18 protein-coding genes are annotated in these 26,717 nt (G+C 57.4%); 5 read left to right on the top strand and 13 right to left on the bottom strand.

What is annotated here, in order from left to right; translation table 11 throughout:
* Positions 1–30: 30 nt before the first annotated feature.
* The 5 genes from KHA73_RS20475 to KHA73_RS20455 form a co-directional block, all read right to left on the bottom strand.
* Positions 31–1,440, bottom strand: coding sequence for a carbohydrate porin (locus KHA73_RS20475; RefSeq protein WP_234586332.1), 1,410 nt, complete (start codon positions 1,438–1,440; stop codon positions 31–33).
* A 180-nt stretch (positions 1,441–1,620) separates the two neighbouring features.
* Positions 1,621–2,547 carry an aminoimidazole riboside kinase gene (locus tag KHA73_RS20470; protein WP_234586331.1) on the bottom strand — a complete coding sequence of 309 codons (927 nt, stop codon included), beginning with the start codon at positions 2,545–2,547 and terminating at the stop codon, positions 1,621–1,623.
* Between the two features lie 177 nt (positions 2,548–2,724).
* The gene (gene abgT, locus KHA73_RS20465; RefSeq protein ID WP_234586330.1) at positions 2,725–4,251 is read right to left on the bottom strand and encodes a p-aminobenzoyl-glutamate transporter; all 1,527 of its coding nucleotides are present in this window, start codon (positions 4,249–4,251) and stop codon (positions 2,725–2,727) included.
* 93 nt (positions 4,252–4,344) lie between these two features.
* The gene (locus KHA73_RS20460; protein WP_234586329.1) at positions 4,345–5,796 is read right to left on the bottom strand and encodes a M20 family metallopeptidase; all 1,452 of its coding nucleotides are present in this window, start codon (positions 5,794–5,796) and stop codon (positions 4,345–4,347) included.
* Positions 5,793–7,109, bottom strand: coding sequence for a M20 family metallo-hydrolase (locus tag KHA73_RS20455; RefSeq protein ID WP_234586328.1), 1,317 nt, complete (start codon positions 7,107–7,109; stop codon positions 5,793–5,795). The genes KHA73_RS20460 and KHA73_RS20455 overlap by 4 nt, the downstream gene beginning before the upstream one ends.
* 272 nt (positions 7,110–7,381) lie before the next feature.
* On the opposite strand from KHA73_RS20455, the gene KHA73_RS20450 reads away from it, so the two are divergent.
* The gene (locus KHA73_RS20450) at positions 7,382–8,278 is read left to right on the top strand and encodes a LysR family transcriptional regulator (RefSeq protein ID WP_234586326.1); all 897 of its coding nucleotides are present in this window, start codon (positions 7,382–7,384) and stop codon (positions 8,276–8,278) included.
* Positions 8,279–8,307: 29 nt separating this feature from the next.
* Here KHA73_RS20450 and KHA73_RS20445 read toward each other — a convergent pair whose 3' ends face one another.
* From KHA73_RS20445 to KHA73_RS20410, 8 genes are all read right to left on the bottom strand, one after another.
* Positions 8,308–10,437 (bottom strand): TonB-dependent receptor family protein, encoded by a 2,130-nt coding sequence (locus KHA73_RS20445; protein WP_234586324.1) that lies wholly within the window; start codon positions 10,435–10,437, stop codon positions 8,308–8,310.
* Between the two features lie 159 nt (positions 10,438–10,596).
* A complete protein-coding gene (locus KHA73_RS20440) occupies positions 10,597–11,733 on the bottom strand; it encodes an ABC transporter substrate-binding protein (RefSeq protein ID WP_234586323.1) in 1,137 nt (378 codons plus the stop codon).
* Positions 11,734–11,869: 136 nt separating this feature from the next.
* A complete protein-coding gene (gene queF / locus KHA73_RS20435; protein WP_234586322.1) occupies positions 11,870–12,712 on the bottom strand; it encodes an NADPH-dependent 7-cyano-7-deazaguanine reductase QueF in 843 nt (280 codons plus the stop codon).
* Positions 12,690–13,586 carry a queuosine precursor transporter gene (locus tag KHA73_RS20430; protein ID WP_234586321.1) on the bottom strand — a complete coding sequence of 299 codons (897 nt, stop codon included), beginning with the start codon at positions 13,584–13,586 and terminating at the stop codon, positions 12,690–12,692. Before KHA73_RS20430 ends, queF begins: the two co-directional genes overlap by 23 nt.
* Entirely contained in the window at positions 13,587–14,201 is a 615-nt protein-coding gene (locus tag KHA73_RS20425; protein ID WP_234586320.1) for a helix-turn-helix domain-containing protein, read from the bottom strand.
* A 495-nt stretch (positions 14,202–14,696) separates the two neighbouring features.
* A complete protein-coding gene (locus tag KHA73_RS20420; protein ID WP_234586319.1) occupies positions 14,697–15,998 on the bottom strand; it encodes a cytosine permease in 1,302 nt (433 codons plus the stop codon).
* 18 nt (positions 15,999–16,016) lie between these two features.
* Complete coding sequence (locus tag KHA73_RS20415; protein ID WP_234586318.1) at positions 16,017–16,706, bottom strand: helix-turn-helix transcriptional regulator; 690 nt, start codon at positions 16,704–16,706, stop codon at positions 16,017–16,019.
* Between the two features lie 27 nt (positions 16,707–16,733).
* Positions 16,734–17,144 carry a GNAT family N-acetyltransferase gene (locus KHA73_RS20410; RefSeq protein ID WP_234586317.1) on the bottom strand — a complete coding sequence of 137 codons (411 nt, stop codon included), beginning with the start codon at positions 17,142–17,144 and terminating at the stop codon, positions 16,734–16,736.
* Between the two features lie 2,060 nt (positions 17,145–19,204).
* Here KHA73_RS20410 and KHA73_RS20405 point away from each other — a divergent pair.
* The 4 genes from KHA73_RS20405 to KHA73_RS20390 all read left to right on the top strand — a co-directional run bounded on the left by KHA73_RS20405 (position 19,205) and on the right by KHA73_RS20390 (position 26,706).
* On the top strand, positions 19,205–22,057 hold the full coding sequence (locus KHA73_RS20405) for a beta strand repeat-containing protein (protein WP_314725583.1): 2,853 nt from the start codon (positions 19,205–19,207) through the stop codon (positions 22,055–22,057).
* Between the two features lie 120 nt (positions 22,058–22,177).
* Positions 22,178–23,944: a type I secretion system permease/ATPase gene (locus KHA73_RS20400; RefSeq protein ID WP_390899983.1), complete on the top strand. Its 1,767-nt coding sequence runs from the start codon at positions 22,178–22,180 to the stop codon at positions 23,942–23,944.
* 48 nt (positions 23,945–23,992) lie between these two features.
* Positions 23,993–25,324: an HlyD family type I secretion periplasmic adaptor subunit gene (locus KHA73_RS20395; RefSeq protein WP_234586315.1), complete on the top strand. Its 1,332-nt coding sequence runs from the start codon at positions 23,993–23,995 to the stop codon at positions 25,322–25,324.
* Between the two features lie 2 nt (positions 25,325–25,326).
* Positions 25,327–26,706: a TolC family outer membrane protein gene (locus tag KHA73_RS20390; RefSeq protein ID WP_234586314.1), complete on the top strand. Its 1,380-nt coding sequence runs from the start codon at positions 25,327–25,329 to the stop codon at positions 26,704–26,706.
* Positions 26,707–26,717 lie beyond the last annotated feature (11 nt).

Below are 26,717 nucleotides of genomic sequence, written 5' to 3'. Positions count from 1 at the left end.
CGTTGTGCGGCGGTAATGCGTAAACGGGCGTCAGAAGAAATATTTGAATCTGGCGCGCACGCCGTAGCGCTGGTCGTTGTCGCCGTTGGCGATTTTGTTCCCCGCGTTGGCTTCCAGCATCGAGACGTAGGCGCCCAGATACAGGTTGAAGTTCTTCATATTCATAATGTTAGGTATCTGATACGACGTATGAACGGTATGGATGTCGTATTTGCCCGGCTCGCTGAGCGGATTGTTGATGTCGGCGGCGATCCCGGCGGTATTGAACTCTTTGATGTTGTTGTGGGCATAGATATAGCCCAGTTCGAAGCGCCGCCACAGCAGGTTGATGCCGGCGGTGAAATCCTGCTCGCCGGCGGCGTCCAGATAGGCGGTGCTCAGGTTGGCGGCCACGCCATTATCCGGGTTGGCGGCGGTGTTGTTCCAACTCAGCGTCATGCCATAGCCGTTGCGCTTGGACTGATCGACAAACTGCCCCTGGCTGTCCTGGTAGCCGTAAGCGTTGTTGACCAGGTTGCTCTCCATCGCCACGGCGGCGCCGAGCTGGTTTTTCTTCCAGGCGATCACCGGGCGCAGATAGGCGACATTTTTCTTATTGTCCAGGCTGTTGCCGTGGTAGTTGTTGTCCTGGAACAGCGAGGTGCCGTCCTCCACCAGCGTATTCAATTCGAAGTAGAAATCGCCGGCGTATTTGCTCAGCATCAGGTTGCCGCCGCTGCTGCTGCGGCCGCGTCCCTCTTTCATCATGTAGATGTAGCCGAAGCCGTCGGCGTACAAATCGTTGGCGGTATTGCCGGAGTATTGAATGAAGGTGTCCTGATTGAGCGGGAACATGTCATAGGCTTCAAACCGGCCGATCTTGGTCTGCCAGTTTTTTTCGTTGCCGAAGAAGAAGGCGGCGTCATCGAGATTCATTTTGCCGGTCATGTCCGCCAGCGGCTGCACGCTGAAGCCGGAGAAATTGCCGTCCTGATTGCGGCGGTAGCCGTCTACGCCCACCAGAATGCGGCCGTTGATGTCCCAGCGCTCTTTGTTGCCGGGTTTCCAGTCCTTGTGGTCGCTGCCTTTCAGCGACGTCAGCTGGCCGCTGCGGCTGGCGCCATCCAGGTTGAACTCGACGTCGCCGTACAGCTTAAGATCGTTGAAGCCGCTGAGTTTCAGGCTGCCGGCCGGCGCGGCCTGGGTTTCCAGCGTCGCGGCACGCTGCGCCACCTGCGCGGTTTGGCGTTCAGTATTCGCCGTGCGCTGTTCCAGCTGTTGCGCCCGGCGCTCCGCGGCGGTGGCGCGCGTCTCTGCCTGCGCTGCCCGCCGTTCGGCCTGCGCCAGGCGCTGCTCCAGCGCGTTGAGGCGCGCTTCGAGGTCGCTGCCGCCGGCGCTCGCTGAGGCGGAGGCGGAGATGAGAAGCCCTGTTGTTACAGCCAAATAGCTCAGTTTTTTCATGATTATCTATCATCCGGGAAGGGTTGTTATTATTGTTTGCTAAATTGCTAAACCGGTTTTTCATGGCGAAAGATAATAGAGTTGATCGGTGGCTGGCAATCAAGTTTGCTAACCCGATTCAGCTATTGTGATCGGGCGCGCAAATTGGTGGCGGTGAACCTGCAGCCCACCGCGAGGAGATTACGGTATGAATGCGGCCAATTCCGCCGCATGGGGCAGGGCGGTCATGGCGCCTTTGGCGGTGGTAGCCAGCGCGCCGCAGGCCTGCGCCTGGGCGATCACCGCCGGCCACTGCGCCTCCTGCGGCAGGCCGCCGAGGCGAGAAAGCGCCGCCAGCAGCCCGGCGACAAAGGCGTCGCCGGCGCCGGTGGTGTCTACCGGCACGATCGCCGGCGCGCTGAAATGGCGAAGCTGTCGGCCATCGTGTACGCAAACGCCGTCGCCGCCCAGGGTGACCAGCAGCAGGCGCAGCGGGTAGTTCCGCATCATCCAGCGGATGCCGCTCTCCAGTTGCTCGCTATTGCTGATAAAGCTCAATTCTTCGCGCGAGATTTTCACTACGTCTGCCAGCAGCAGCGCTTTTTGCAGGCAGGGGCGCAGCGCGTCCGGCTGGCGCCATACGTCTTCGCGAATGTTCGGATCGAAGCTGACCCAGCCGCCGGCCGCCCTGATATTCTCCATTGCCGCGAAGGCGGCGCTGCGGCTGGGCTCTTGTGACAGGGCGATGGAGCAAAGGTGCAGCCACTCGCCGCTTTGGAAGGCCGGTAAATCCTCCGGCTGCAGGAACAGATCGGCGCTGGGCGTGACCATGAAGGTGAACGAGCGCTCGCCCTGCCGATCGAGATCCACCACCACGGTGGAGGTGTGGTGATCGGGGTCCTGAGTCATATGGCGGATGTCGACCCGTTCTTCGCTCAGCACCTGCTGCAGAAAGGCGCCGAAGCTGTCCCGGCCCACCCGGCCGATAAAGGCGCTGTCACCGCCCAACCGGGCGACGCCGACCGCCACGTTAGCCGGCGCGCCGCCGGGGCATTTAAGGTAACTGTTTGAATTTTCTGGAACCAGGTCGACCACTGCGTCGCCCAGTACCCATACGCGATTAACCATGCTTAATCCCTTTTTTCACCGATGTCTGATGGGTGGCTAAAATAGAAGAACCGGTTTAGCAAAGCAATGAAATAATGCATTGAGGCGTTTGGGGAGTGAGGAAGGTCAATCTTTCTGCCGGGTACGGCGGGGAAGGAAGCCCGCCCCGCGATCGGCGCGGGGCGAGATAACGGGGACTTAGCCCAGTTTCGGGTACACGCCCGGGCCGATCGGCAGGCCAAGCGCATACCACGCCAACAGCAGTAAAATCCATACGCTGAAGAACACCAGCGGGTAGGGCAGGATCAGCACGTAGTAGGTACCGAGCTGCGCATCTTTACGGTAGCGTTGCAGGAAGCCGAGGAACAGCGGCAGGAACGGCGACATCGGCGCCAGCGGCAGCACCGCGGAGTCGGCGATGCGGAAGATCATCTGGGCGAACGCCGGGTGGAAACCGAGCAGCATAAACATCGGCACGAAGATCGGCGCCAGAATCGACCAGATCGCCGAGCCGCTGGCGATGAACATGCACAGGAAGGCGGAGAGGAACATCAGGCCGAGAAACGCCGGCGCGCCGCTCATGCCGGCGGCTTCCAGCATGTCGGTCAGGCCGACGGCCATAAACTTGCCCATGTTGCTCCAGTTGAAAAACGCCACGAACTGCGACAGCGGAAACACCATCACGATAAAGCCCGCCATGTTTTTCATCGGATCGATCAGGTGGCGGGGAATATCGTCCGGCCGACGGATCTGTTTGGTGACTACGCCATAGGTAATGGCGACGGTGAAGAAGAACAGGATGATGATCGGCACAATGCCCTTGATGAACGGCGAAGGGATCACCGAGCCGGTTTTCGGATCGCGCAGCGGCGCGGCCTCCGGCACCACCAGGGCGGCGATAATGGCGATAAACGCCAGCGCGGCGATGCCGCTCATCATCAGCCCGCGGTTCTGCAGCGGGGTCAGCGCTTCGATCTTATCCTCGGCGCCGCCTTGCCATTTCGGCAGCCGCGGTTCGATGAACTTGTCGGTCAGCAGCGCGCCGGCGATGGTCAGCACGATCACTGAGGTGGCCATAAAGTACCAGTTGTCGATCACGCTGACGTGGATCGCGCCGTCCACCGCCTTGGTGGCTTCGGTGCTGATGCCGGAAAGCAATACGTCGGTGGTGACGATCAGCAGGTTAGCGGTAAAGCCGGAGGCGACGCCGGCGATGGCCGCCAGCAGCCCGGCGATCGGGTGGCGGCCCACCGCCACAAACATCAGCGCGCCGAGCGGCGGCATCACCACCAGCGCGGCGTCCGACGAGATATGGCTGAAGAAGGCAATAAACAGCACCATATAGCTGGCGTAGCGGGCGCTGACGCGTGAGGCCATTTTGTACATCAGCGCCTGCAGCAGCCCGACCTTTTCCGCCAAACCGGCGCCGATCACCAGCGCCAGGATAGCGCCCAGCGGGGCAAAGCTGCTGAAGTTATGGATGATATTGGGGAATATCCACTGGATGCCCGCTACGCTCATCAGGTTGTTCACCTTGATCAGTTCGCCGGTGGCCGGGTTTTTCACCGCCACGCCGAGCCAGGAAAACAGCGCGGTGGCCAGCATGAGCACCAGGATTAAATAGACGAACAGCAAAAACGGGTTGGGAATTTTATTGCCGATGCGTTCGACCCAGTAAAAAAGGCGTCCGGGGCTTTTATTGATTGGCGTTGTGGCCTCACTCATGATTTTACCCTCTGTGTTTGTTCTGTCGTGTGATTATTATTATTTGATTTATTTATCGTTATATTTAGCGGCCCGGTTGCCCGGGCCTGGACTTCATTTCAACGGAGAGGGTTTCACCCCCTGCGGGATCGGGCAGCTGTAGGGCTGTTCGGCGCGCTGGCGTTCGAATTCGCTGCGGCAGCGCGCCAACAGGGCGCTGTCGCTCAGCAGATCGATGGCGGTCGCCGCCATCACCTTGCCCGCCAGGCACATACCCTTGTGGGCGATGCCGGTGCGGCCCTGCGCCACCAGCTGCCAGGTGTGCAATGGGGTGCCGAGGGCGAAACAGGGGCTGAAGCATTGGGCGGTCGGCGCCACCCAGCTGACGTCGCCGACGTCGGTGGAGCCGTACAGCAGATCCTCGGATTCTACATAGGGCGCGACCTCGTCCATCAGCACCTTATCCCCCAACTGCTGCACCCATTCACGCCCGGCCGCGCCGCCGGTGCGGGCGATATTCAGCTTGGCGTTGCGCAGATCGTCGCGGTTCAGCGTCTGGCGGATTTCCCCGGCGAAGCGGCGCTCGGCGTCGCTGTACTCAGGCAGACCGAAATCGCACAGGTTTTGATACATCGCCCGTTCCAGGCTGCGGTTCGGCACATAGTTGGAGCAGGCTTTGTCGAAGCGCACCTCCATCTGGGTGTCGGTCATCAGCGCTGCGCCTTTGGCGATGTTGATCACCCGTTGGTAAATGTCCTGCGCCTGGTCGAGCTGCGGCGCGCGGATCAGGTACAGCACCTCGGCGTCGGCCTGCACCACGTTGGGGGAGCTGCCGCCGGTGTTGGTGACCGCGTAGTGCAGCCGCGCTTCCTGCACGATATGCTCGCGCAGGAAGTTGGCGCCGGTATTCATCAGCGTCACCGCGTCCAGCGCGCTGCGCCCGAGGTGCGGCGAATTGGCGGCGTGGGCGGCGACGCCCTTGAAGTGAAACGCCGCCTGAATGTTGGCCAGCGTGCTGGTATTGAACATGCCGCTGAAGCCCTCCGGGTGCCAGGTGAGGGCGGCGTTGACGTCGTCGAACAGGCCTTCGCGCACCATAAAGGTCTTGCCGGAGCCGCCTTCTTCGCCCGGGCAGCCGTAGAAGCGCAGGGTGCCGCTCAGCCGGTTCCGCTGCATCCAGGCCTTGGCGGCGAAGGCGGCCGCCAGCGCGGCGGTGCCCAGCAGGTTGTGGCCGCAGCCATGGCCGTTGCCGTTTTCCATCAGCGGCTGCGGCGTGGCGCAGCCCGCCTGCTGGCTCAGCCCGGCCAGCGCGTCGTACTCGCCCAGCAGCGCGATCACCGGATGGCCGCTGCCGTAGCTGGCGATAAACGCCGTGTCGATGTCGCCCACGCCGCGTTCAACCGCGAAGCCTTCCTGTTCCAGCGCATCGGCCAGCAAGGTGGCGGAATAGGTCTCGTTGAAGCGCGTCTCCGGGTGGTCCCAAATGGCGTCGCTCAGCGCGCTGAAGCGGGGTTGGCGTTGATCAATGTAGCCGCCGATAAACGCCTGCAGTTCTGGGTTGCTCATGCTTCGCTCCCGAATGTCGGCAGGTTCAGCGCCAGCGACGCCAGCGTTTTCACCGCCACCGCCATCACCTGCTCGTTAAAGTCGAACTTCTCGTTATGGTGCCCGGCGCTCAGCTCGGTGCCGAAAATGACGTATGAAGCCTGGCCGCCGCGGGATTTCACCCGTTCCATCATGTAGGTGGCGTCTTCCGAACCGGCGGCCTGTTCGCGGCGATCGACCACCGAGGTCAGTTCGGCAATGCCCCGCGCCTGGCGGCGGATGTAATCCACCCACGGCTGGGTCGGTTTGCTGCTCTGCGCCGCGCCCATCAGCGCGATGTCGCAGGCGACGCCGTGCATCTTGGCCGCGCCCTCGATGGCGTTCAGCGCCTGCTGATAAACGAACGCGTTGATCTCATTGGTGGCGCCGCGCGTTTCCACTTTCATAAACGCCCGATCGGCGATCACGTTGCGGCCGGTGCCGGCCTGCAGCACCCCGACGTTGATGCGCGAGCTGCCCTCGCTGTGGCGCGGGATGGCGTACAGCCCCAGCGTGGCCTGCGCCGCCGCCAGCAGGGCGTTACGGCCGTCTTCCGGTTTGGCGCCGGCATGGGAGGCGACGCCGCGCAAGGTGACGTCCAGCTTGCTGGTGGCCATAAAGCTGTCGCTGCCGCAGACCAGCTCACCGGCCGGCACGCCGGTGCCGATATGCACCGCGGTAAAGAAATCGACGTCGTCCACCACGCCGGCCTCCACCATCGATTTCGCGCCGCGGGTGCCTTCTTCCGCCGGCTGGAAGATCAGTTTGACGGTGCCGCTAAGCCGGGACTCCAGACTTTTGAATACGTGCGCCAGCCCCAGGCCGATGGTGGTATGGCCGTCATGACCGCATGCATGCATCATGCCGCTGTTGCAAGAGGCGAAGCCTTCGCGAAATGGCAGGTGTTCGGGTTCCAGCAACTCGTTGAGATCGAGCGCGTCCATATCCACGCGGTAAGCGATAGTGGGGCCGGGGCGGCCGGTATCCAGCGTGGCGACGATACCGGCGAAGCCGCCGGAAAAGTGCGGCAGCCATTTTTCCAACGCCCCCTGTTCGCGAGCGCGCTGCTCCTGCGCTGCGAGCGCTGCGGCGGAGGGCAACCCCATGCGCGCCTCGGCCTTGATCACCTCGCGGCCCAGTTGCAGGCGATAGCCCAGCCGGTCCAGCTCTTCCGCCACCAGGGTGGCGGTGCGGAACTCAAACCAGCCGGACTCGGCATGGCGGTGGAAGTCGCGGCGCCAGGCCTGCAGCTGCGGGTACAAGTCGGTCACCAACATTGAAAGCGTCGTTGTCATTGTGATATCTCATCGGTTATCGCGCGCTGGATCGCTCCAGGCAGCAGTTATGCTCTGAACTGAAATCAGACGGTGAAGCCATTGCCAAGAAAAAGACGTATTTGGTTACTAACTGCCGTGAATGGCGCTTATTGGCGCAGAAAATGCGCTTAATTAAGCGAAATAAGAATTTGGTTATTTATTATGTTTTTTTCGAATGTACACAATGGAATCTGGCTAAATAAGATGCCAATATCTTGCTATTGATAAATAACGGTTATCGCCTTTCGCCTATGCCAGCCTCGATAAAATTGCACCAATTGCGTGCGTTTGTGGACGTTAGCCGCCAGGGCAGCATCCGCGCCGCCAGCCGTACCTCGCGCCTTTCCCAGCCTGCGCTGACCAAGGCCATTCAGGAGCTGGAGGAGGTGCTGGGCGCCAAGCTGTTTATTCGCCGCAGCCAGGGCGTGGTGCTGACCGACTGCGGTGATAACTTTTTCCAGCATGCCAGCCTGATCCTCGAAGAGCTGCGGGTGGCGCAGGAAGATATCCAGCAGCGGCTGGGGTTGGCGGGCGGCACGGTGAATATCGGCGTTGGCGGCAGCATCGCGCGCACCGTGATGCCGCAGGTGATCACCCAGTTTCACCGCGAATATCCCAACGTGAAGGTGCGCATCGTCGAAGGGCAACTGGTGTCGATGATCCCCGAGCTGCGCCAGGGCGAGCTGGATTTTACCGTCAATACTTACTATCCCAGCAGCCTGGATAACGAGCTGCAGTACGAACGGCTGATGGAAAAAGAGTACCGGGTGGTGGTGCGCAAAGGGCATCCGATGGAGGGGGCGACATCGCTGAAACAGCTGCAGCACTGCGACTGGACCATGCCGACGCCCAAGGGCAGCTACTACCGGCTATTGCACGACCTGTTCGGCGATCTGGGCATGGCGCCGTCGATCAGCGTGACCTGCGAAACCTTCATGGCCTGCACCAGCCTGGTGGCGCAGAGCGATTTTGTCAGCATTCTGTCGGTGGACGTGATCTCCGATCCGATTCTGGGCAAGCATCTGGTGCCGCTCGAGCTGGAAGAGCGCCTGCCGCAGGCGACGTTTTATCTGATCCAGCGCAAGGATACCAGGCTGACGCCGATGGGCGCGCACCTGGCGCGCCTGTTCCGCCTTTACTGTCGGTAAAACCAATGCCCCCTGCGGGGGCATTGGCGTCAGAACGCCACGGAGGCCTGCACAAAGAAGGTGCGCGGCTCGCCGACGTATTTGCCGAAGTTGTTGTCGTTGGAACGGGTGAAGTAGCGCTGATCGAACAGGTTTTTCACCCCGGCGCCCAACGCAAGGTTAGACAGCTGTGGCCCGAAGTTATACTCCCCGCGCATATTCCACACCATATAGCCGGCGATGTCGCCGAACTGGCCGTCGGCGCTTTCCTGGGTGACGTATTCCGGCCCGGTGCCCGGCGAATGCTGCCTGGACTGCGCATAACCGTCCAGATTCCACACCCAGCTGCCGGTGGCGTAGCGGGTGCCGACGGTGTACACCTGGCGCGAGTAGAACGGCAGGTCTTTACCGGAGAAGTCGCCCTTGTCGGTGCTGGCCTTGGTGTAGGTGTAGCTGGTGTAGACGCTGGCGCCGTCCAGCGCGCGGTTCAGTTCGCTGAGATCGTAACTGAGCGCCAGCTCGATGCCCTTGTGCCTGGTGGCGCCCATGTTGGTCCAGCCCACGTCGTTGCTGATGTACTGCAGTTGGTTATCGAAGTCGATATAGAACAACGTGGCTTCGGCTTTGACGACGGTGTCGTCGTAACGGGTGCCGAACTCATAGGTATGGGCTTTTTCCGCCGTCAGGCCCGGCGCCGGCTGGTTGCCGTTGCCGCCCTTGGTCAGCTGGAAGTACTGCATGCTGCCGAACGAGGTGTTGGCGTTGGCGAACAGTTTCCAGGCGTCGGACAGGTGGTACATGACGTTCAGTGACGGCAGCGGCTCGCTGTAGCTCTTTTCGCGGCTGATGTTGTTGAACGAATCGTCGACGTGGGTGCGGATGCTTTCATAGCGCAGGCCAGGGGTCACCGTCCAGTTGCCGACGTTAATGGCGTCGTCGATATAGAAGGCGTTGGCCGCGGTGCCGCCCGAGGTGTGCTGGTAATAATCCGGCGTGTCCGGTGTCGAACCTATGTCCGCCGGGTTGTACCAGGCGGAGCGCGAGGCCTTCTCATCCATGGTTTCGTTCAGGTAGCGATAGCCGAGGGTAACCTCGTGCGCCATATCCCAAAAGCGGAACAGCTGCGAATAGCTCGGCTCGATCGCCCAGGTGGAGTAGTGGCGCGGGTAGGAAACCATGCGTTTCATGCCGGCGGTTTTACCGCTGCCTTCCGACTCGATGTTGCTGCCGCGGTAGCTGTCGGTGAAGTAGGTCAGCACTTCAAACTGTTTGTCGTCTTCCTGATGCTTGTACTTGAACGACATGTCCTTGCGGCGGCCTTCGAACTGATCCCAGGGGCGGGTGGACTGGAACGGGTTTTGCGCGTATTGCGCGCTGCTCAGCCCGCCCGGCATGCCGGATTTGGCGTCGTAATAGTGGAAGTTGGCCTGCAGCTCATCGCGATCGTTAAACGCGTAGCGCGTTTTCAGCATGAAGTCGTCGATGTCGGTGTTGTCGTTATTGTCGCGGTAGCCCTGGCCGTGCAGGCCGGAGTAAAGCAGCTCGGCACCGAAGCCGTTGTCTGCGGTGCCGCCCAGCGAGGTGCTGGTGAGGGTCTTCAGGCCGCCGTGGCTGGCGCCCTGGGTCTGAACGCTGGCGGTGCCGCCGAATGCTTGCGGAATGTCGCGGGTGACGAAGTTGATCACGCCGCCGACGTTTTGCGGCCCGTAGCGCACCGCGCCGCCGCCGCGCACCACGTCAACCGACTGCAGGTTGCCTATCGACAGCGGCGCCATCGACAGCTGCGGCTGGCCGTAAGGCGCTACCGCCAGCGGCACGCCGTCCATCAGGATGGTGGAGCGCGGCGACAGGCGCGAAGTCAGGCCGCGCACGCCGACGTTGAGCGAAATGTCGCTGCCGCCGGTGCCGTTGCTGTCGCGCACCTGAACGCCGGGCACGCCGCGCAGGCTGTCGGCGATGGTCTGGTCGCCCTGTTCGTGCATCTGTTGTTGGGTGACGATGGAACGCGCGCCGGGGTGGTTGAGCAGCACTGAGCCGGTATCCGGGTTGTCCAGCCAGTTGCCGACCACGGTGAGGGTATCGGCGGGCGCATCGTTTTGAGATTTATTATCAGCAGCAAGGACGGGCAGCGCTACGGCAACGGAAGCCGCCAGCAGCGAAAACCGAAAAAGAATTGACATAATAATGCCTTAAAAGTTTCAGACTCAGGTGTGTTTTTTTAGAAACGACAATCTTAATGATAATTATTGGCAAGTAAATAGATTTGTTGCGGGATAATTCGCCGGATTACTAAATGGGGTTGGCGCGGCACAGGGCCCGGCTGGCGGGCCCTGAGAGGTTTACTGCGGGCTGACCCAAAATACGCCGCTGTAATCCAGGGCGGTGAATTTCTGGTGCACCATTTCAATATCCGCTTGCGGATCAACGTCTTTAAATAAGTCCGGGTGCAGGAATTTGGCGATCGCCTCTACCGCAATAAAATTCAGCGGCGTGTCATAAAACTGATGATAAATCGCCATCACGCGCTTCTCTTTTACCGCTTTCAATACGTTAAGGCCGGTGCGGTTCATCAGCACCGCCAGCTTTTTGTGGCTGGTGGCCAGATCGGTGGAGTAGCCCAGCGGCACCGCCAAGGTACCGCGATGGCCGCGGCTCCAGTCGGCGCCGGTCATCAGGTAGAAGTCCGGGTTGCTGCTGATCATCTGCTCGACGTTCACTTCGCCGCCCATGTCCGGGAACAGCGTGCTGCCGATATTGTTGCCGCCGGCGGTATCGATAAATTGCCCGAAGCTGCCCTTGCCGAAGGTGTTGCAGCACTGCTCGCCTTTAATGCCCGCACTGCGCTCGATAAACACGCTGGGGCGTTGTTCCGGCTTCAGCGTGGCCACCCGCTGGCGCACCAGATCGAGGCGCTGCTGATAAAGCTGGATAAAGGCGTCGGCGTTTGGCTGCTCGTCAAACACCTGGCCCAGCAGCCGCATGCTGGCGACGGTGTTGGTCAGCGGCTGCTGGCGGAAGTCGATAATCAACACCGGGATGCCGATTTTTTCCAACTGGCGCAAGACGCCGCTGTCCTTCAGCTTGGTCAGCAAGCCAATGTCAAAAATGATCAGATCCGGCTTGCGCACCACGGCGCTTTCTACGCTGAAATCGCTGGTGTAGGGGTTGTCGAAGGTCGGGATCTGCATGACCTGCGGCACCTTCTTCGCGTAGGCCTCCACCAGGTCCGGCGCTTTCACCTTCAGCGAGTTATCCCAGGCGATGATGTTTTTCAGCGGCTCCTGCGGATGCAGAATGTTAAGCGCCAGCAGCGCGCGGGCGTCGGCCAGGATCACCCGTTTGGCCGGTTGCGGCAGAGTGACCTGGCGGCCGGCGACGTCGGTGACGACGATCGGCGCGGCCTGGGCGGCGCAGGCCACCAGCAGGGCGCAGGCGGCCAGCCAGCGGCGGGCTTGGGTAATGAGAACGGCGGGCATGGAGATCCTTGGATACGGGGCGTTGAATAAAGAGGCTAATGATAATCCATATCCTTTCGCTTTTTGAACACCCCGATGCCGATATCTTAAGAGTGAGGAAATAATGCTCCCCTGCGGGAGCATTTGGCGCTGTGAGTTACTGCCTGACCAGGCGGCCGAGGTTAGGCGTGGCTTCGAAGTCGCTGCGGAACGGGTTGATGTCCAGGCCGCCGCGGCGGGTGTAGCGCGCGAAGACGCTGAGCTTTTCCGGCCGGCAGCTTTGCTTGATGTCGTTGAAGATGCGTTCGACGCACTGCTCGTGGAACTCGTTATGCTGGCGGAAGGAGATCAGGTAGCGCAGCAGGCGCTCGCGATCGATTTTCCGGCCTTCATAGTGAATCACAACGCTGCCCCAGTCCGGCTGGTTGGTGACCAGGCAGTTGGATTTCAACAGGTTGGAAGAGAGCGTTTCAGACACGAATTCCGCCTGTTCGCCGGCTGCGCCGTGCAGATACTCCGGCTTGAAGTCAAAATCATCCACGGCGATATCCAGACTGTCGATATTGACGCCCGGCAGGCGGTCGATCTGCGCTGGGTAGCCGTCTAGCCCAGGGTAGAGCTTAACCCCGACCTGGCCGTTGGCCGCTTGTGACAAGTCTTTTTGCATCGCGGCGCTGACCTGCTCCACGCTGTCGAAGCGCGTCTGGTTAAAGCTGTTGAGGTACAGCTTAAAGGACTTGGATTCGATCAGGTTGGTGGAGGTGTGGGGCAGGGTGAATTCGCCAATGCCTACCACCGGTTTGCCTTTGGCATTGAGCCAGGAAAGTTCGAAGGCGGTCCACAGATCGAAGCCGCCAAACGGCAGGTCATTTTCATCCACGCCGATCAGATCCCGGCCGCGGGCGCGCGGCAAGGCTTCGAGCAACTCGGGAGCATATTGGTCCGGATAATCGGAGTTCGCGCCAAGATGGGTGATTTTATCTTGTTTTTTGATATGCATATTCATTGCTCCTGGCAAGATCGGTATTGATATAGCGGTTAAACAGGCTGCGGGCGGCGTAAATCGGCCCCACGCCCACCAGGGCGTAGACCACTTTGATCATAAACTGCGACAGGATCATGGTTTTGATGATGTCCCAGCTCAGAACGTTGTAAAACGCCAGGGTGCAGAACACCACGCTGTCGATGGCCGAAGCCACCACGGTGCTGGTGATGACGCGCACGAACAGGTAGCGGGAGTTAGTCAGCTCTTTGATCTTGCACAGTAGGTAGGAATTGACGTTCTCGGAGATCAGATAGGCGGCGGATGACGCCACCAGCACCGCCATGATGCTGTGCACGATGCCGTTATAGGTTTCGCTGTATTCCCACTGCGGAATGGCCGGCACCAGCGTGGTGACCCAGACGCCCAGCACGAAGATCAGGTTGGCCATAAACGAGATGATGATGGTTCGCCTGGCCAGCCGCAGCCCGTAAAACTCGTTCAGGATATCCACCAGGATAAAGGTGAGGGGGTAAATAAAAATAGCCGGGGGCGTAATAAGGTTCAGGACGGGGATTTGAATCGGTTTAACGCCGCACAGCGTTGAGAAGATATAGATCACGCTGAGCGCCACGGTAATGATCAGGTAGGCATACCAGGAGCGTTCGTGGCGGTCGCTGAGCTCGTAGGCGGTTTGCTGCTGATTGTTGCCGTAGAGTTTGCGATACAGCGCCTGCAGTTCATGCCGGCTCAGATCTTCCGATATTTCACTGTCGGCCAGTTCGTTCAGCCCCATGGTGATGGTCTTGCCGGTGGCCAATACCATGACATTGGCAGCGATGGTGCCATGCCGGGTAAAACCCAACAGTTTGAACTTTTGATTCGGTTCCATTTATAGCCTTTCTCCAACGATATAACCCAGGAATTGCACGGAGTCCTGAGGGAATTTATCCATGCCGCTGTATTCTTTGTCGTTAACCACAAAGAAGCCGTTTTTTCCCGAGTGATACAATAATGGAGAATCGCAAACCAGTACCGGCGGCCGTTTGATAATGAGGATCTCGCCAGGGATAAATGAACCTTTGATTTCGGTTTCTATTTTCATTGCCAACATATTTGACTCATCTCCAAAGAAATAAGTCAAAGGGAACTCCGTGACCAGCTGGCCTATCTTGCGCTGGGAAACGGTTAAAAACTGCGATTGCGGAATAACCGGGATCGCGGAGGGGTTCTTGTTGCCTTCCGTCGACAGCGTTTCGTTGAGCTGCTCCAGCTTTTCCAGATCGTAGTCTTCGATCTCTTCGCAGGAAACGCCGAAGAAATCTGAAATTCGGTTTACGGTGGCCTGTTGAACGTTATTGACCCGGCCATCGAGGATTTTATAAATGGTGGTGCGCGTCAGCCCGCTGCGGTTAGAAAAGGAAGCCTTGGTCTCACCCCGGGTGCGCATCAGATATTCAATATTTTTAATGATGTTGATTTTGCGCTGTGCGTTGGTGGTCTTCATTAGCAGTCCTTACAATAATTACGCAGCTGCCACTATATCTTACGGGGGGGTATTGTCCAGGCCAAAACGCGCGCCATTACGTGTAACTACCTGATTAGCGGTTTAAATTGTCTTCTCTTGCCATCGGTTTTTTCGCGGTGATGGCCGGGTGACTCGCAGGGTATGCAAAATCATAATGATAAAACCGTGTAAATCAATTGATTAGCTATCATCCGTTTAAAAGTGAACATAAAAGTAAGATTTGTGTTCACTTTTATGTTGACCGGGGCGGATTTTGTGAGCTAATGTTCCCCCATACTGAAGTTTTTCTTGATGATCAAAACACTAACAAGCGAGCACAGGCTGGCTTCCATAATAAAGCCCAGAGAGGGAGCTGCCCATACTCTGAGCATCAAGGTTATTCTGCACTGACACCAGGGAATCCCATCTTTAAAGGCCATTCGCTTATGCGAACGGCCTTTTTTGTTGCGGCCAGGCGAAGGGGCGGCTGAACGATTACGGGGTATCTGAGGTGGCGGCCGGTTTTTGCGTGCGGCTGAATGCCAGCTTGAACGCCCAGTAGAGCAGGCTGGCCGCCAGCAGTGAGTTGATGGTCGGCACGCCCCACTCGGTGGCCAACCCGACGATGCCGCCCAGGATGCTGGCGCCGATCGCCGCCCAGCCGATAGTGGGGGTTTCATCCGGCAGTTTGCCGGCGCGGCGGCTGTCATCCAGGATCTTGCGGCTGCTGCGCAGCAGATAATAATCCACCAGCATAATGCCGATAATCGGTGGGAACACCACGCCGAGCACGGTCAGGAAATCCACGAAGCGGTCCAAAATGCCCAGCACCGACAGCGTGGTGCCCAAAATGCCGATAACCAGCGTGGTATAGGTGTATTTCAGCTTCTTGCCGGTAATGCCTTCGACCGCGTTGACGATGCCGAGCGAGGAAGAGTACAGGTTGAGATCGTTGACGCGCAGGGTGGAGAACACCACCACCAGTAAGCCTGCGCCGCCCGCCGCCTGGGACATAATGGTCACCACGTCCGCCGTGCCCAGCGTTTTGGCTATCAGGATAGCCAGGCCGTTGACCACAAACTCGCCGGCGACGATGGTGAAAATCGTCACGCCCAGTACGTGTTTGCCATTTTTGGAGTAACGGGTCAGGTCGGGCGTCATCAGGCTGGCGACAATGGCACCGCCGACGACGATGGTGATGCCGGCGCTGATGGTCAGAGGTTCGCCCGGCGGCGCCAGCTGAATGATTTCCTGCAGATTATGCCCGGACAGGGCGGTGACGGAGATAAAGGCCACTAGCATGATGAACATCGGCACCGCAATGCGCGCGGCAATGCGCAGCGCCTTGAAACCGAAGGCGACCAAAATAGTCAGCAGGCTGCCGGACAACCCGGCGGCCAGGCCAAACCCCAGCTTGTTGCCCAGGGCGAAATCGAGCGATTTGGCGAAGATGGCGTTCTGGATGCCGAACCAACCCAGCAGGCTGACGGCCACCACCACGCCGATCAGTACCGAACCCAGGCGGCCGAACCCGCACCAGCGCGCCAACAGGCTGCCGGAAATGCCTTCGCGCATGCCGGCCAGGCCCAGGCCGTAAGTCACTACGCCGAAGATCAGGCTGCCGATGAAAATGGCGCTGAAGGCGTCGGCCAGGGTCATGGCGTTGCCAAGCACTGCGCCGAGCATAAATTGATCGAGGGCGGTCAGCATGCCCATATGCACGATGGCCACGCTTAAAAACGAGACTCTTTTATCCTGCGGCACTCGGCTGAGCGGATAATCTTCAATCTTAATCACGGTGGGGATCCTTGCGGCTCAAATGAACTGGATGCCTTTGGCTATCAGGCGATCGGGAATATAGTTATCCAGGCTGGCGTATTTGCAAAACTCTTCAAACTGTTGCTGCGTATGGACGTTGGCCTTTTGATAAATGTTATATATTCGATTTTCTATCGTTTTATTACTGACGTTGTATATTTTTGCGATCTCTTTAACGGTGAACCGCTGAAGCATCAAAAATATTACGTCGAGTTCGGCACGGGTGAACAGGTCATTATTCACCTCGGTCGTCAACACGCTGGGTTTTTGCTGGTTAATGTATTTTAACGGTGACAGGCTGTTCATCGGCTTGGCGTTCCACATCACGCCGATCACCTGCTTATCATCGTTGTATACCGGCAGTTTCTCACTGATAAACGGCGTCAGGCTGTCTTTCCCGTACCAATAGTGGGTTTCTATCACCGAGACGCGATCGCGCGACGCCTCGGTCATTTTGTCGTGCTCGATGAAATCGGCAGCGCATTCGGCCCAGACGGCGGGGAACTCGTGATCATATTTGCCGGCAACGTCAAAATTCAGCGGCGTGTTGGTATAGAGGTAGGCAGCCTTGTTCATGTAGAGGTGGCGAGACTGCTGGTCTTTGATGCCCCAGGGGTCGCTCAGGTGCTCCATCATGGTAATGAGGCCCTTAAAATAATATTCATTATTTTTATGGGAGGAATCCATGCCTACCTCAGATCTGTTCAGGCTGATTTAAAGGTCTTTAGCCAGGTAGTGGCGGGTATGCCGATGCGCATAGCCGGACAAATCGCCATAGACCCGGTAACCCAGCTTCTCGTAAAAACCCCGGGCCTGGAAATCGAAGGTATCCACATAGGCCATGTGGCAGCCGCGTTTGCGGGCTTCTTCTTCGGCCTGCAGCATTAGCTGGCGGCCATAGCCGCTGCTGCGGTATTGATCGCCGACCCAGAGATATTGCACCTCAAGACCGCCCCACCAGGTGCGGGCGACCAGGCCGGCGACAATCTGGCCGTCGTCGTCGGTAACGGTCAGGAATAGCGGGTGAATGTCGACGGGCTGGGTTTTATCGTTGTGGGCCCACAGGCTGTCGATAATGAACTCTTCGTCTTGCGGGTTTGGCTGGTCGGTCACGTTGATATTCATTTTTAATATAATACCCTGATTAAACAATTAAAATTCGAACAAAATCGTTATATCTCTATGGCGTTTACTATCATTTTTCTTAATGTATTACAAGGGTGGTTTTCACCCTTTCCGCCGGCGCGGGCAAGCGTTTATAGTCTCTGCAACAGGACGAGAAATAGCGTAATACGCGGTAATAACAGTAGCGGTCCTGTTCAAAGAATCTTTTCCTACTTGCGCCTCACCAGGGCATTATCAGGAAGATGCTTGCCAGTTGCGGCTCCCTCATAAGAGCAAGATACCTTGCCGAGAGGGAGCCGTTATTTATTATTTAGCGACTCCCCCAGTATTCCCACAGGCTTCAGGCATTGTCGCCTGCGCCGTAATTGGCCATCTGCGTTTTTGTTTTTTCCTCTCCGTTAACCTTGATTAATCTTTCCGTCCGCCAGTCAGCCTGGTTATCTTGTTTTATATCTCCCCAGATATATCTTAATAAATTGGCGTGTCACCAGTAATACAATATGTTTTATCAATGATAGAAATAGCCTTCAGTGGCAAAAAACCGGTATGCGCAAGCCGTCTTTTCCAGGACAAGGTCGTTTAGAGGAATAAGCGGCGGCGGTTCGGGCTAAGGCCATGCATGCCATCCACGCGGCGGGGCGATCATGGCTGTTGCGCTAATCTGTTGATGTCTCGCCGTTTCAATTTCTCGCCGGGTATCAAAAACGCCATTGCCTTGGAGGCGCCGCCGTGCGCTAATGTTCCTCTGCCGTCAGATGTTAAGCTCGGATTAACAACGCATTGCCGTAAATAAGGTGGTTCTGCCGTTACGGAATGAGTTATCAGAGCTGAGTGGCGATAGATCCTGCCAATAAAATCCTACCGGAATAAAATAGCGCACCCACCGGCTGTGTTTACTCTTGACTTGAATGTTAATGCCTTTATTTGTCAAGACATGTAACTAAATATTAATCCTGGAATTTTGCAGGCTGCGCCGCAAACTCGATTTTCATTCTCATTCAACTATGACTGTTTTCATTAAAAAATTCTTTTAAAACAGTTGGTTGAATTGATCTTACGGTTGTCTCTATCAAATGCAACTTATATGAAGGTAATGGCAATCAATGCTATATTTAACCTCCCCCTCCAACACTCCTATTGGCTGTTTGGGTTTTTTCCGTTGGTAAGATTCCTAATCGGTAAGAATGTTCTTATCAAATTTCCGCGATGTAATCGCTCTCATATATATTTCGAAATATAAGCTCTCAGTTCTTCATTGAGATAAATCTTAATTCTGACGCCCTTTGGCGCTAAAAAGCGTTGTTTTTAACTTGATCAATTAATAGGAATAATAAAATTATTGTGTCGGTTTTATTTGTTGTACAAATTATATCAATGGTTATAAAGGGTTTTTTGTTGTTTGTGGCAATTAACTTGAATGAGAATGATCAAACAAATTCGTGATTGTCGAATGAGGCTTTTCTTGCCTTTTTTAACTAAAATTCAAACAAATACTCTAATTTTTATTAGATTTTTGGTTATTTATTTTATCTTTTTATTAAATCATGGTTTTTAATTCTTTTAAGTTGTTTTTTATTGGGTTTTTGTTCTTATGGGGTGGTCATTTTGATCGGATTTTTCTTTTCGGATATATTGGCTGCCATGAAAGTGAGTACCTGCGCGCTAATATAAAATTTATTTTTATTATTTGGCGTAGGGATTTATTTGCCTCTCTTTCATTGGGTTATCATGGAGTGGTAGGTATATTTCTTATGTTTTCCCCATCTCGCTTGAATCGCGGATTCAACGACACCATGGCCCCAGAGTTTTTGTTAATTACGAACTTGAGTTGCCACTTACAAGCTTAGCGGCGATTGGCACCTGTCATAAACTGTATAAAGGAAAGAAAACGTATGGCATCTTTAAATTATCAGAAAGAGGCTGCGGCACTTTTATTCTCCGTTCTTGGTGTGAAAGCTGATGCTGCTACTTTTGACTCCGTTGGTAACAGCATTGAAAAGGGCCAACTTTCAGCAGAAAGCTATGTTGATTCTTTGCTGAGTTCTGCGGCTGGCGTCAGCTTGTATGGCGGCAAAAGCGACCTGGAAGTGTTAAACAGCATCTACACGTCTACCTATGGCAAAACTGCGCCTGACGGTTACCTGGCCGATCTGCTGGCGCACGGGTCTTTAGAAAGCTCCATCACTACCGTGGTTAACGATCTGCTGAACTATAACGGTTTTGATGCAGGCACTCTGGCTTCTCAAAGCAACTACGATAGCCAGCTGAATACCATCATGTATCCGTCTTATGATGTTGCCGGCGGCGCGCAAGGCGTGTCTGACGTTCTGGCGCTGTATTATCTGGTCGGCATCGATCCGGTTTCAGGCACCGTGAATTCACTGGGCAGCCAAATCAACGCCGGTTCACTGACGTTTGAGCAGGCCGCCTCCAAATTCGTTAACGATCGTCCGGCGCTGAAATCGCTGACCAACGACGCTTTCGTTAAACTGGTGTTCACCGAAGCTTACGGCCGCGCGCCAACCAGCACCGAACTGAACAGCTACACTTCATTCCTGGCTAATGGCGGCGACCGCGGCCAGATGCTGGTGAATGTGACCAACGATCTGCGCGGCACCGTCGGCGCCAACGATCAGGCGGCTCAGCAGCAATTCCAGCATGACACCACCCCACACGCACCGGGTGTGATTGCCGATCTGGCGTCACAAGAGCAGGTTGCCTCAATCTTCCTGGCGATCCCTGAGCGTAACGTTGACGCGCAGGGCCTGGATGACTGGAGCAGCTACCTGAACAAGGATGGCCACTCGCTGAACTCGCTGACGGCCAAGCTGATCACTTCTGCAGAATTCCAGAAGAAAGGCGCAGCGCTGAGCGGCAACGACTATATCCAGCACGTGTTCACTGCGGTACACGGCGTGCCGGCAACCGCCGCACAGCTGGCGCAGTACGCCAAGCTGGGTTCTGATAAATCGCTGATTACCACTGCGATCATCAACGATCTGCGCACTTCCACGGCTACTGATGCCGCAACCGTGACGCAGCAGCATGCTTTCGAGTATGACATCGGCACCAGCCTGACCTACAAAACCGCGGCTACCCTGTCTGCTTCCGCAGCGGGCGGCAATGCGACCGGCACCGTCAACACCGGCAGCAGCCACGTGCTGACCAATGCGGAAACCGCCGTACTGGTTAATGCCGTGCTGGACGCCAACGCGGCCACTACCGTTAACCTGAAGTTCGCCGATCACTTGGCCAATCTGACCATCAACGGCGGCAGCGCGACCACCGTTAACCTGTCTGACAACGGCGTAAACACCGGTGTTGACGTAACCGTGAACAACGGCAACGTGATCCTCAACGCCAGCTCCGGCGACGATGACGTGCAGGTGACTTCCGCCGCCAACATCGCCGCAGGCACCGCGCAGTTCAATCTGGGCAACGGCAACGACAATCTGCAATGGGCCGGCAACGCGACCAACGGCGTTAACGTGGTCAGCACCAACGTGCGTGCCAACGGCGGCAACGGTGTAGACACCATTTCCGCTAACTTCATCACCAAGCAGTTGACCACCACGTCCACCTCCGGCTGGTTGGGTACGTCTTACAAAACGACTGTCGGCACCAACGCCGGTCAGTTCAGCAGCTTCGAGAAGATCGATCTGGGCGGCTACATCGGCGGCACCGGCGCGACCCTGAACGGCAGCGGCGTGAACGTGTCTAGCGGCCACCAGTTCGATTTCGGCGTGATCAACGGTAAAGCGACCACTGACGAAATCGCCAACGCCGGCTCGGTAACCAACGTTTCCGCCTCTTCGACGCTGGGCACCCAGGGCTTCGTCCTGTCCAGCTTCGCGGACAAGGTACACGTGATTAACGTTTCCGGCGACAACGTCGCTCAGCTGGAAGTGACCGGCGACGCAACGGCCAACAGCAGCATCGACTTCACCTTCCTGAAGGATGCGACCAATAAATTCAACATCAACTTCGATGCAGTCAGCGACAGCGATGTGAATGCCGGGTCCATCTCGTTGAACAGCAGCAGCAGCGCGATCTTCGGTACTGCGCTGTCTAACGTGAACATCAACTCCAGCGGTACCGGCGATTTCAGCAACGTGCTTAATCTGGCGGGCAGCAACAGCCAGGTGAGCAATGTGAACATCTCTGGCGACCACTACCTGGATCTGAACATCGGTTCCGGTTACTCCAGCGTGCGCAATATCGATGCATCCTCCAACACTGCCGGCGTTGACATCACTTCCAACGTGGCGGGCAGCGGCCAGGGCATCATTCTGAACTTCCTGGATCTGTTCCCGTTCAACGGCATCACCAAAGCGATTGCAGCCCTGTTCGGCTTCAAGAGCGATGACGTGCACATCACCGGCACCGCTCAGGACGACGTGATCAGCGCGATGGGCAACAGCATCGTTACCGGCGGCGCCGGCGCGGATACCTTCAAACTGCAAAGCAGCACCGTAGATGCAGGCGTGACCATCAAGGACTTCAACACGCATCAGGATACCCTGGTGGATCAGCAGTCTGGCCTGGCGCTGACCAACAATGGCGCGATCAACGGTAACAACGGCACCCAGGTGGCGGATTACGGTTACAGCTCCAACGACGCTCTCCAGAGCATTCTGGGTGGCATCATCACCGGCGGCATTACTTCAACCATCAATTTCTTCAACGCGATTCTGGGCATTAAAGACCAACCGCTGTCGCACGTCGGCATCGTCGGTTCAAGCGCAGGCAGCTATGTGATTGTTGATAACAACGGTGACGGCAAGCTGGATAACCATGACACCCTGGCGTTCCTGCAGGGCGTGAGCCACCAGGATGCGGCCAATATGTACTACAACGGCAGCATCACCACTAACGGCGTTCAGTCTCACGTGACTGATATCGCACACGCGTAATCGACGTTAGCGGTTAAGTAAAAGGTGGGGGGGATACCTCCCACCTGTTTTTGGTTCATACACAGGCAAATTTCTTCGATAAGTTTTCCTTTTCTGTTGTAGATATTGAGAAAGGTAGTAATGAATTTGCATCAATATATTGGCAGCAACGAAATTGCGGACGTCATACGGACACGCAGTAAAGTCTTCTGGACCGTCGGTATCTTTACCGCATTTATCAACTTATTAATGCTGGTCCCTTCTGTCTATATGCTGCAAGTCTACGACCGGGTGTTACCTTCCCGGAACGAGATAACGCTCCTGATGCTGACCCTCATCATGTTGGGAATGTACGCCATGATGGCGCTGCTGGAATACGTGCGCAGCATGGTGGTCATTCGCATCGGCAGCCAACTGGATATGCGCCTGAACACTCGCGTATATACCGCAGCCTTTGAGGCCAATTTAAAAAACGGCTCGTCAGACGCCGGGCAAATGCTGGGCGATCTCACTACGGTGCGCCAGTTCCTGACCGGCAATGCGCTGTTCGCGTTTTTTGACGCGCCCTGGTTCCCGATTTATCTGCTGGTGATCTTTTTGTTCAACCCCTGGCTTGGGTTGTTCGCCCTGGTGGGTTCTTTGATCCTGATAGCCCTGGCTGTCGCCAATGAGATGGTTTCCAAAAAACCACTGGGCGAAGCCAGCAAACTGTCGATCATGTCCGGCGGGCTGGCCAGTGCCAACCTGCGCAACGCCGAAGTGATCGAAGCGTTGGGCATGCTGCCGAACCTGAAACGCCGCTGGTTTTCACTGCACAGCCGTTTCCTGAACAGCCAGCGGGTCGCCAGCGAGCGCGCCGCGACCGTCACCTCGATCACCAAGTTCGTGCGCCTTTCCCTGCAGTCTCTGGTGCTGGGGCTGGGCGGCTGGTTGGCCATCGACGGCCACATCACCCCCGGCATGATGATCGCCGGTTCGATCCTGATGGGGCGCACCCTGGCGCCGATCGAACAGGTGATCAACGTCTGGAAAAGCTGGAGCGCGGCCAAGCTGTCGTACAACCGGCTGGTCAAGCTGCTGGAACAGCACCCTGAACGCGGCACCGGCATGTCTCTGCCGCGTCCGGCCGGCGCGCTGTCGGTTGAAGGCATTACCGCCACGCCGCCGGGCTCGAAGGGGGAAGCGGTGTTGCATAACGTCAGCTTTGCCGTGCAGCCGGGCGACGTGCTGGGCATCATCGGGCCGAGCGCCTCGGGGAAATCCACGCTGGCGCGCCTGCTGGTCGGCATCTGGCCGGTATCGGAAGGCATAGTACGCCTGGATACGGCGGACATTTACCAGTGGAACAAGGACGAGCTGGGGCCGCACATCGGCTACCTGCCGCAGGACATTGAGCTGTTTGCCGGCAGCATCGCCGAGAACATTGCGCGTTTCAACGACATCGACGCGGAAAAAGTGATCGAGGCGGCCAAGCTGGCCGGGGTGCATGAGCTGATCCTGCGTTTTCCGCAGGGCTACGACTCGCTGATCGGCAACGGCGGCGCCGGGTTGTCCGGCGGGCAGAAACAACGCATTGGCCTGGCGCGGGCGCTGTACGGCGATCCTGCTCTGGTGGTGTTGGATGAGCCCAACTCCAACCTCGACGATGCCGGCGAGAGGGCGCTCAACCAGGCGATCCAGTTCCTGCAGCAGCGCAACAAAACGGTGATCCTGATCACCCACCGCACCAACCTGCTGTCGATGACCAACAAGCTGTTGCTGCTGACCAACGGCGTGGTGAATGCGTTTGGTCCGACTCAGCAGGTGCTGACGGCGCTGGCTAATGCGCAAAAACAGCAGCAAGCCGCAGCGGCGGTCAGCGCACCGGTGAAAAACGAAGGCGACTTCGTAAAAACTCAAACTCATTAATTGCAGGCTAATCAGGCGGTCAGACCGCCTGATGCCAGAGGTACCCCTATGTCTACGCCACTTAGCGCGCCAACAACGTCTTTGGAGGAAACGCTTCCCCAGGATGAGCGGAAATACACCCGTTTGGGTTGGCTGGTGCTGGCCATTGGCCTGCTTGGCTCTTTCATTTGGGCGGCTTTTGCGCCGCTGGACAAAGGCGTGGTTTCCGCCGGTTCGGTGATTGTTTCCGGCAACCGTAAAACGGTGCAGGCCCCGGCCGGCGGCATTATCAAAAGCATCAAGGTTAAAGAAGGCGACAAGGTCAAGGCCGGTGAAGTGCTGGTTCAGCTCAGCCAGATCCAGGCGCAGGCGCAGGTGGATTCGTTGAGCGATCAGTATTACACCACGCTGGCCAGCGAGGCGCGCCTGATCGCCGAACGGGACGGCCTGAACGCCATCACATTCTCTCCGGTGCTGGAAAAACTGCGCAACCAGCCGCGGGTCGCCGAAATATTGACGCTGCAGCAGCAGCTGTTCACCTCCCGCCGCCAGGGGCTGAAAAGCGAAATTGACGGCTACCGGCAGTCGATCGAAGGCATGCGTTATCAGTTAAAAGGGCTGCAGGACTCGCGGGCGAACAAAGCAATCCAGCAGGCCAGCCTGCGCGAGCAGATGAACAGCATGAAGCAGCTGGCCAGCGATGGTTATTTGCCGCGCAACCGCTATTTGGAAATTCAGCGGCAGTTTGCCGAAGTGAACAGCAGCATCGATGAAACCCTGGGGCAAATCGGTCAGTTGCAAAAACAGCTGCAGGAATCGCAGCAGCGCATCGATCAGCGCAACGCCGACTACCAGCGCGAAGTGCGCACCCAGCTGGCGCAAACCCAGATGGACGCCAGCGAATACCGCAACCGTCTGGACACCGCCACCTTTGATCTGGGCAATACCTCGATCACGTCTCCGGTGGACGGCACCGTGGTGGGGCTGAACATCTTTACCCTGGGCGGCGTGGTCGGCGCCGGCGACCACCTGATGGATGTGGTGCCGAGCGAGGCTTCGCTGGTGGTTGACGCCCGGCTGAAGGTGGAGCTGGTCGACAAGGTTGGGCAAGGGTTGCCGGTGGATCTGATGTTCACGGCGTTCAACCAAAACAAAACGCCGAAAATTCCGGGCGAGGTCACGCTGATTTCGGCCGACCGCCTGGTGGATAAGGCGACCGGCGAACCCTATTACCAGATGCAGGCGACGGTGACGCCGCAGGGAATGAAAATGTTGTCCGGGCTGGATATCAAACCCGGTATGCCGGTTGAGGTGTTCGTTAAAACGGGTTCGCGTTCGATGCTGAGCTATCTGTTCAAGCCGATTATGGACCGCGCCCGCACGTCGTTGTCTGAGGAGTGATTGTGAGCCGATTCAAAGGAAAAATAGCCGGTATAGCCCTGGGTGGGGTGGCGTTGTCGGTGCTGTTCGCACCGGCTTCGGCGCTGGCGATCGGCGTACTGGACGCTTACTCGCTGGCATTGCAAAAGGATCCGACTTTCCTGGCAGCCTTAAAGGAGAAAGAGGCCGGGGATGAAAACAAAAATATCGGCCTGGCGGGGTTGCTGCCGAAGGTGTCGCTGAGTTACCAAAATTCGCCGAAAAACTGGCAAAAAGTGACCAGCCCGCAGGCGGTGAATATTTTCAGCAATGAGACCATCGACGTCACCACCCGGCAGCAATACCGCAGCTATTCCGGCTCGGTCACGCTGACCCAGCCATTAATTGACTACGCGGCCTATGCGCGCTACCGCTCCGGCGTGGCGCAGACGCTGATGTCCGATGAGCGTTTTCGCGGCAAGTTTATGGATCTGGCGGTACGGGTAGTGAGCGCTTACGTGGACGTCGCCTACGCCAGGGATCAGATTGCCCTGGCCGAAGCGCAAAAAACCGCCTACCAGGAGCAGCTGGCGCTGAACGATCGTTTGCTGAACGCCGGGGAAGGCACGGTGACCGACGTGTCTGAAACCCAGGCGCGTTTCAGCCTGGCGGAGGCGCAGGCGATAGAGGCGCGGGACGCGCTGGACGCCGCCCAGCGCGAGCTGGAGGTGATGATCGGCCTGCCGTTGGAGCAGCTGGAAACACTGCGGGTATTGCGCCCGGGCAAGTTTGAAGTGGCGCCGCTGCTGCCCGCCAGCTTTGAAGAGTGGCGGAAAATGGCCATTGCGAGCAACCCGACGCTGGCGGCGGCCCGCCAGGGCGTGGACGTGGCGAAGTATGAGGTGGAGCGCAACCGGGGCGGTTTTTTCCCGCAGGTGCAGCTTTATGCGTCTCACTCTGAAAACGATTCCAGCAGCGATAACACGGTCAACCAGAAGTACCGGACCAACAGTATCGGCATTCAGGTCAGCGTGCCGATTTATGCCGGCGGCGGCGTTGCCGCTTCGACCCGGCAGGCCGCGGCCAGCTATGGCCAGGCGATGTATGAGATGGACGCGCAGGTCGGCACCACGCTGAATGATTTGCGCAAGCAGTTCAATCTGTGCCTCAGCAGCCGCGCCAAGCTTGCCGCCTACGAACTGGCGGTGAAGTCGGCGACGACGCAGGTGGAAGCGACGCGCAAAAGCGTGCTCGCCGGGCAACGCGTCAACGTCGACGTGCTGAATGCGGAGCAGCAGCTCTACAGCGCGAAGCGCGACCTCGCGTCGGCAAAATATACCTACATCAAGGCGTGGGTCAGTTTGCTGAACGATGCGGGCACATTGGATCGGGAACATATCCAACAAATAGCAAAATATTTCTAAAGTTATCGTGG

Origin of the sequence: Serratia entomophila, from assembly GCF_021462285.1 — a bacterium.
Taxonomy (GTDB): domain Bacteria; phylum Pseudomonadota; class Gammaproteobacteria; order Enterobacterales; family Enterobacteriaceae; genus Serratia; species Serratia entomophila.
The sequence above is the reverse complement of the archived record's forward strand: the minus strand, read 5'-3'. Positions and strand labels throughout refer to the sequence as shown.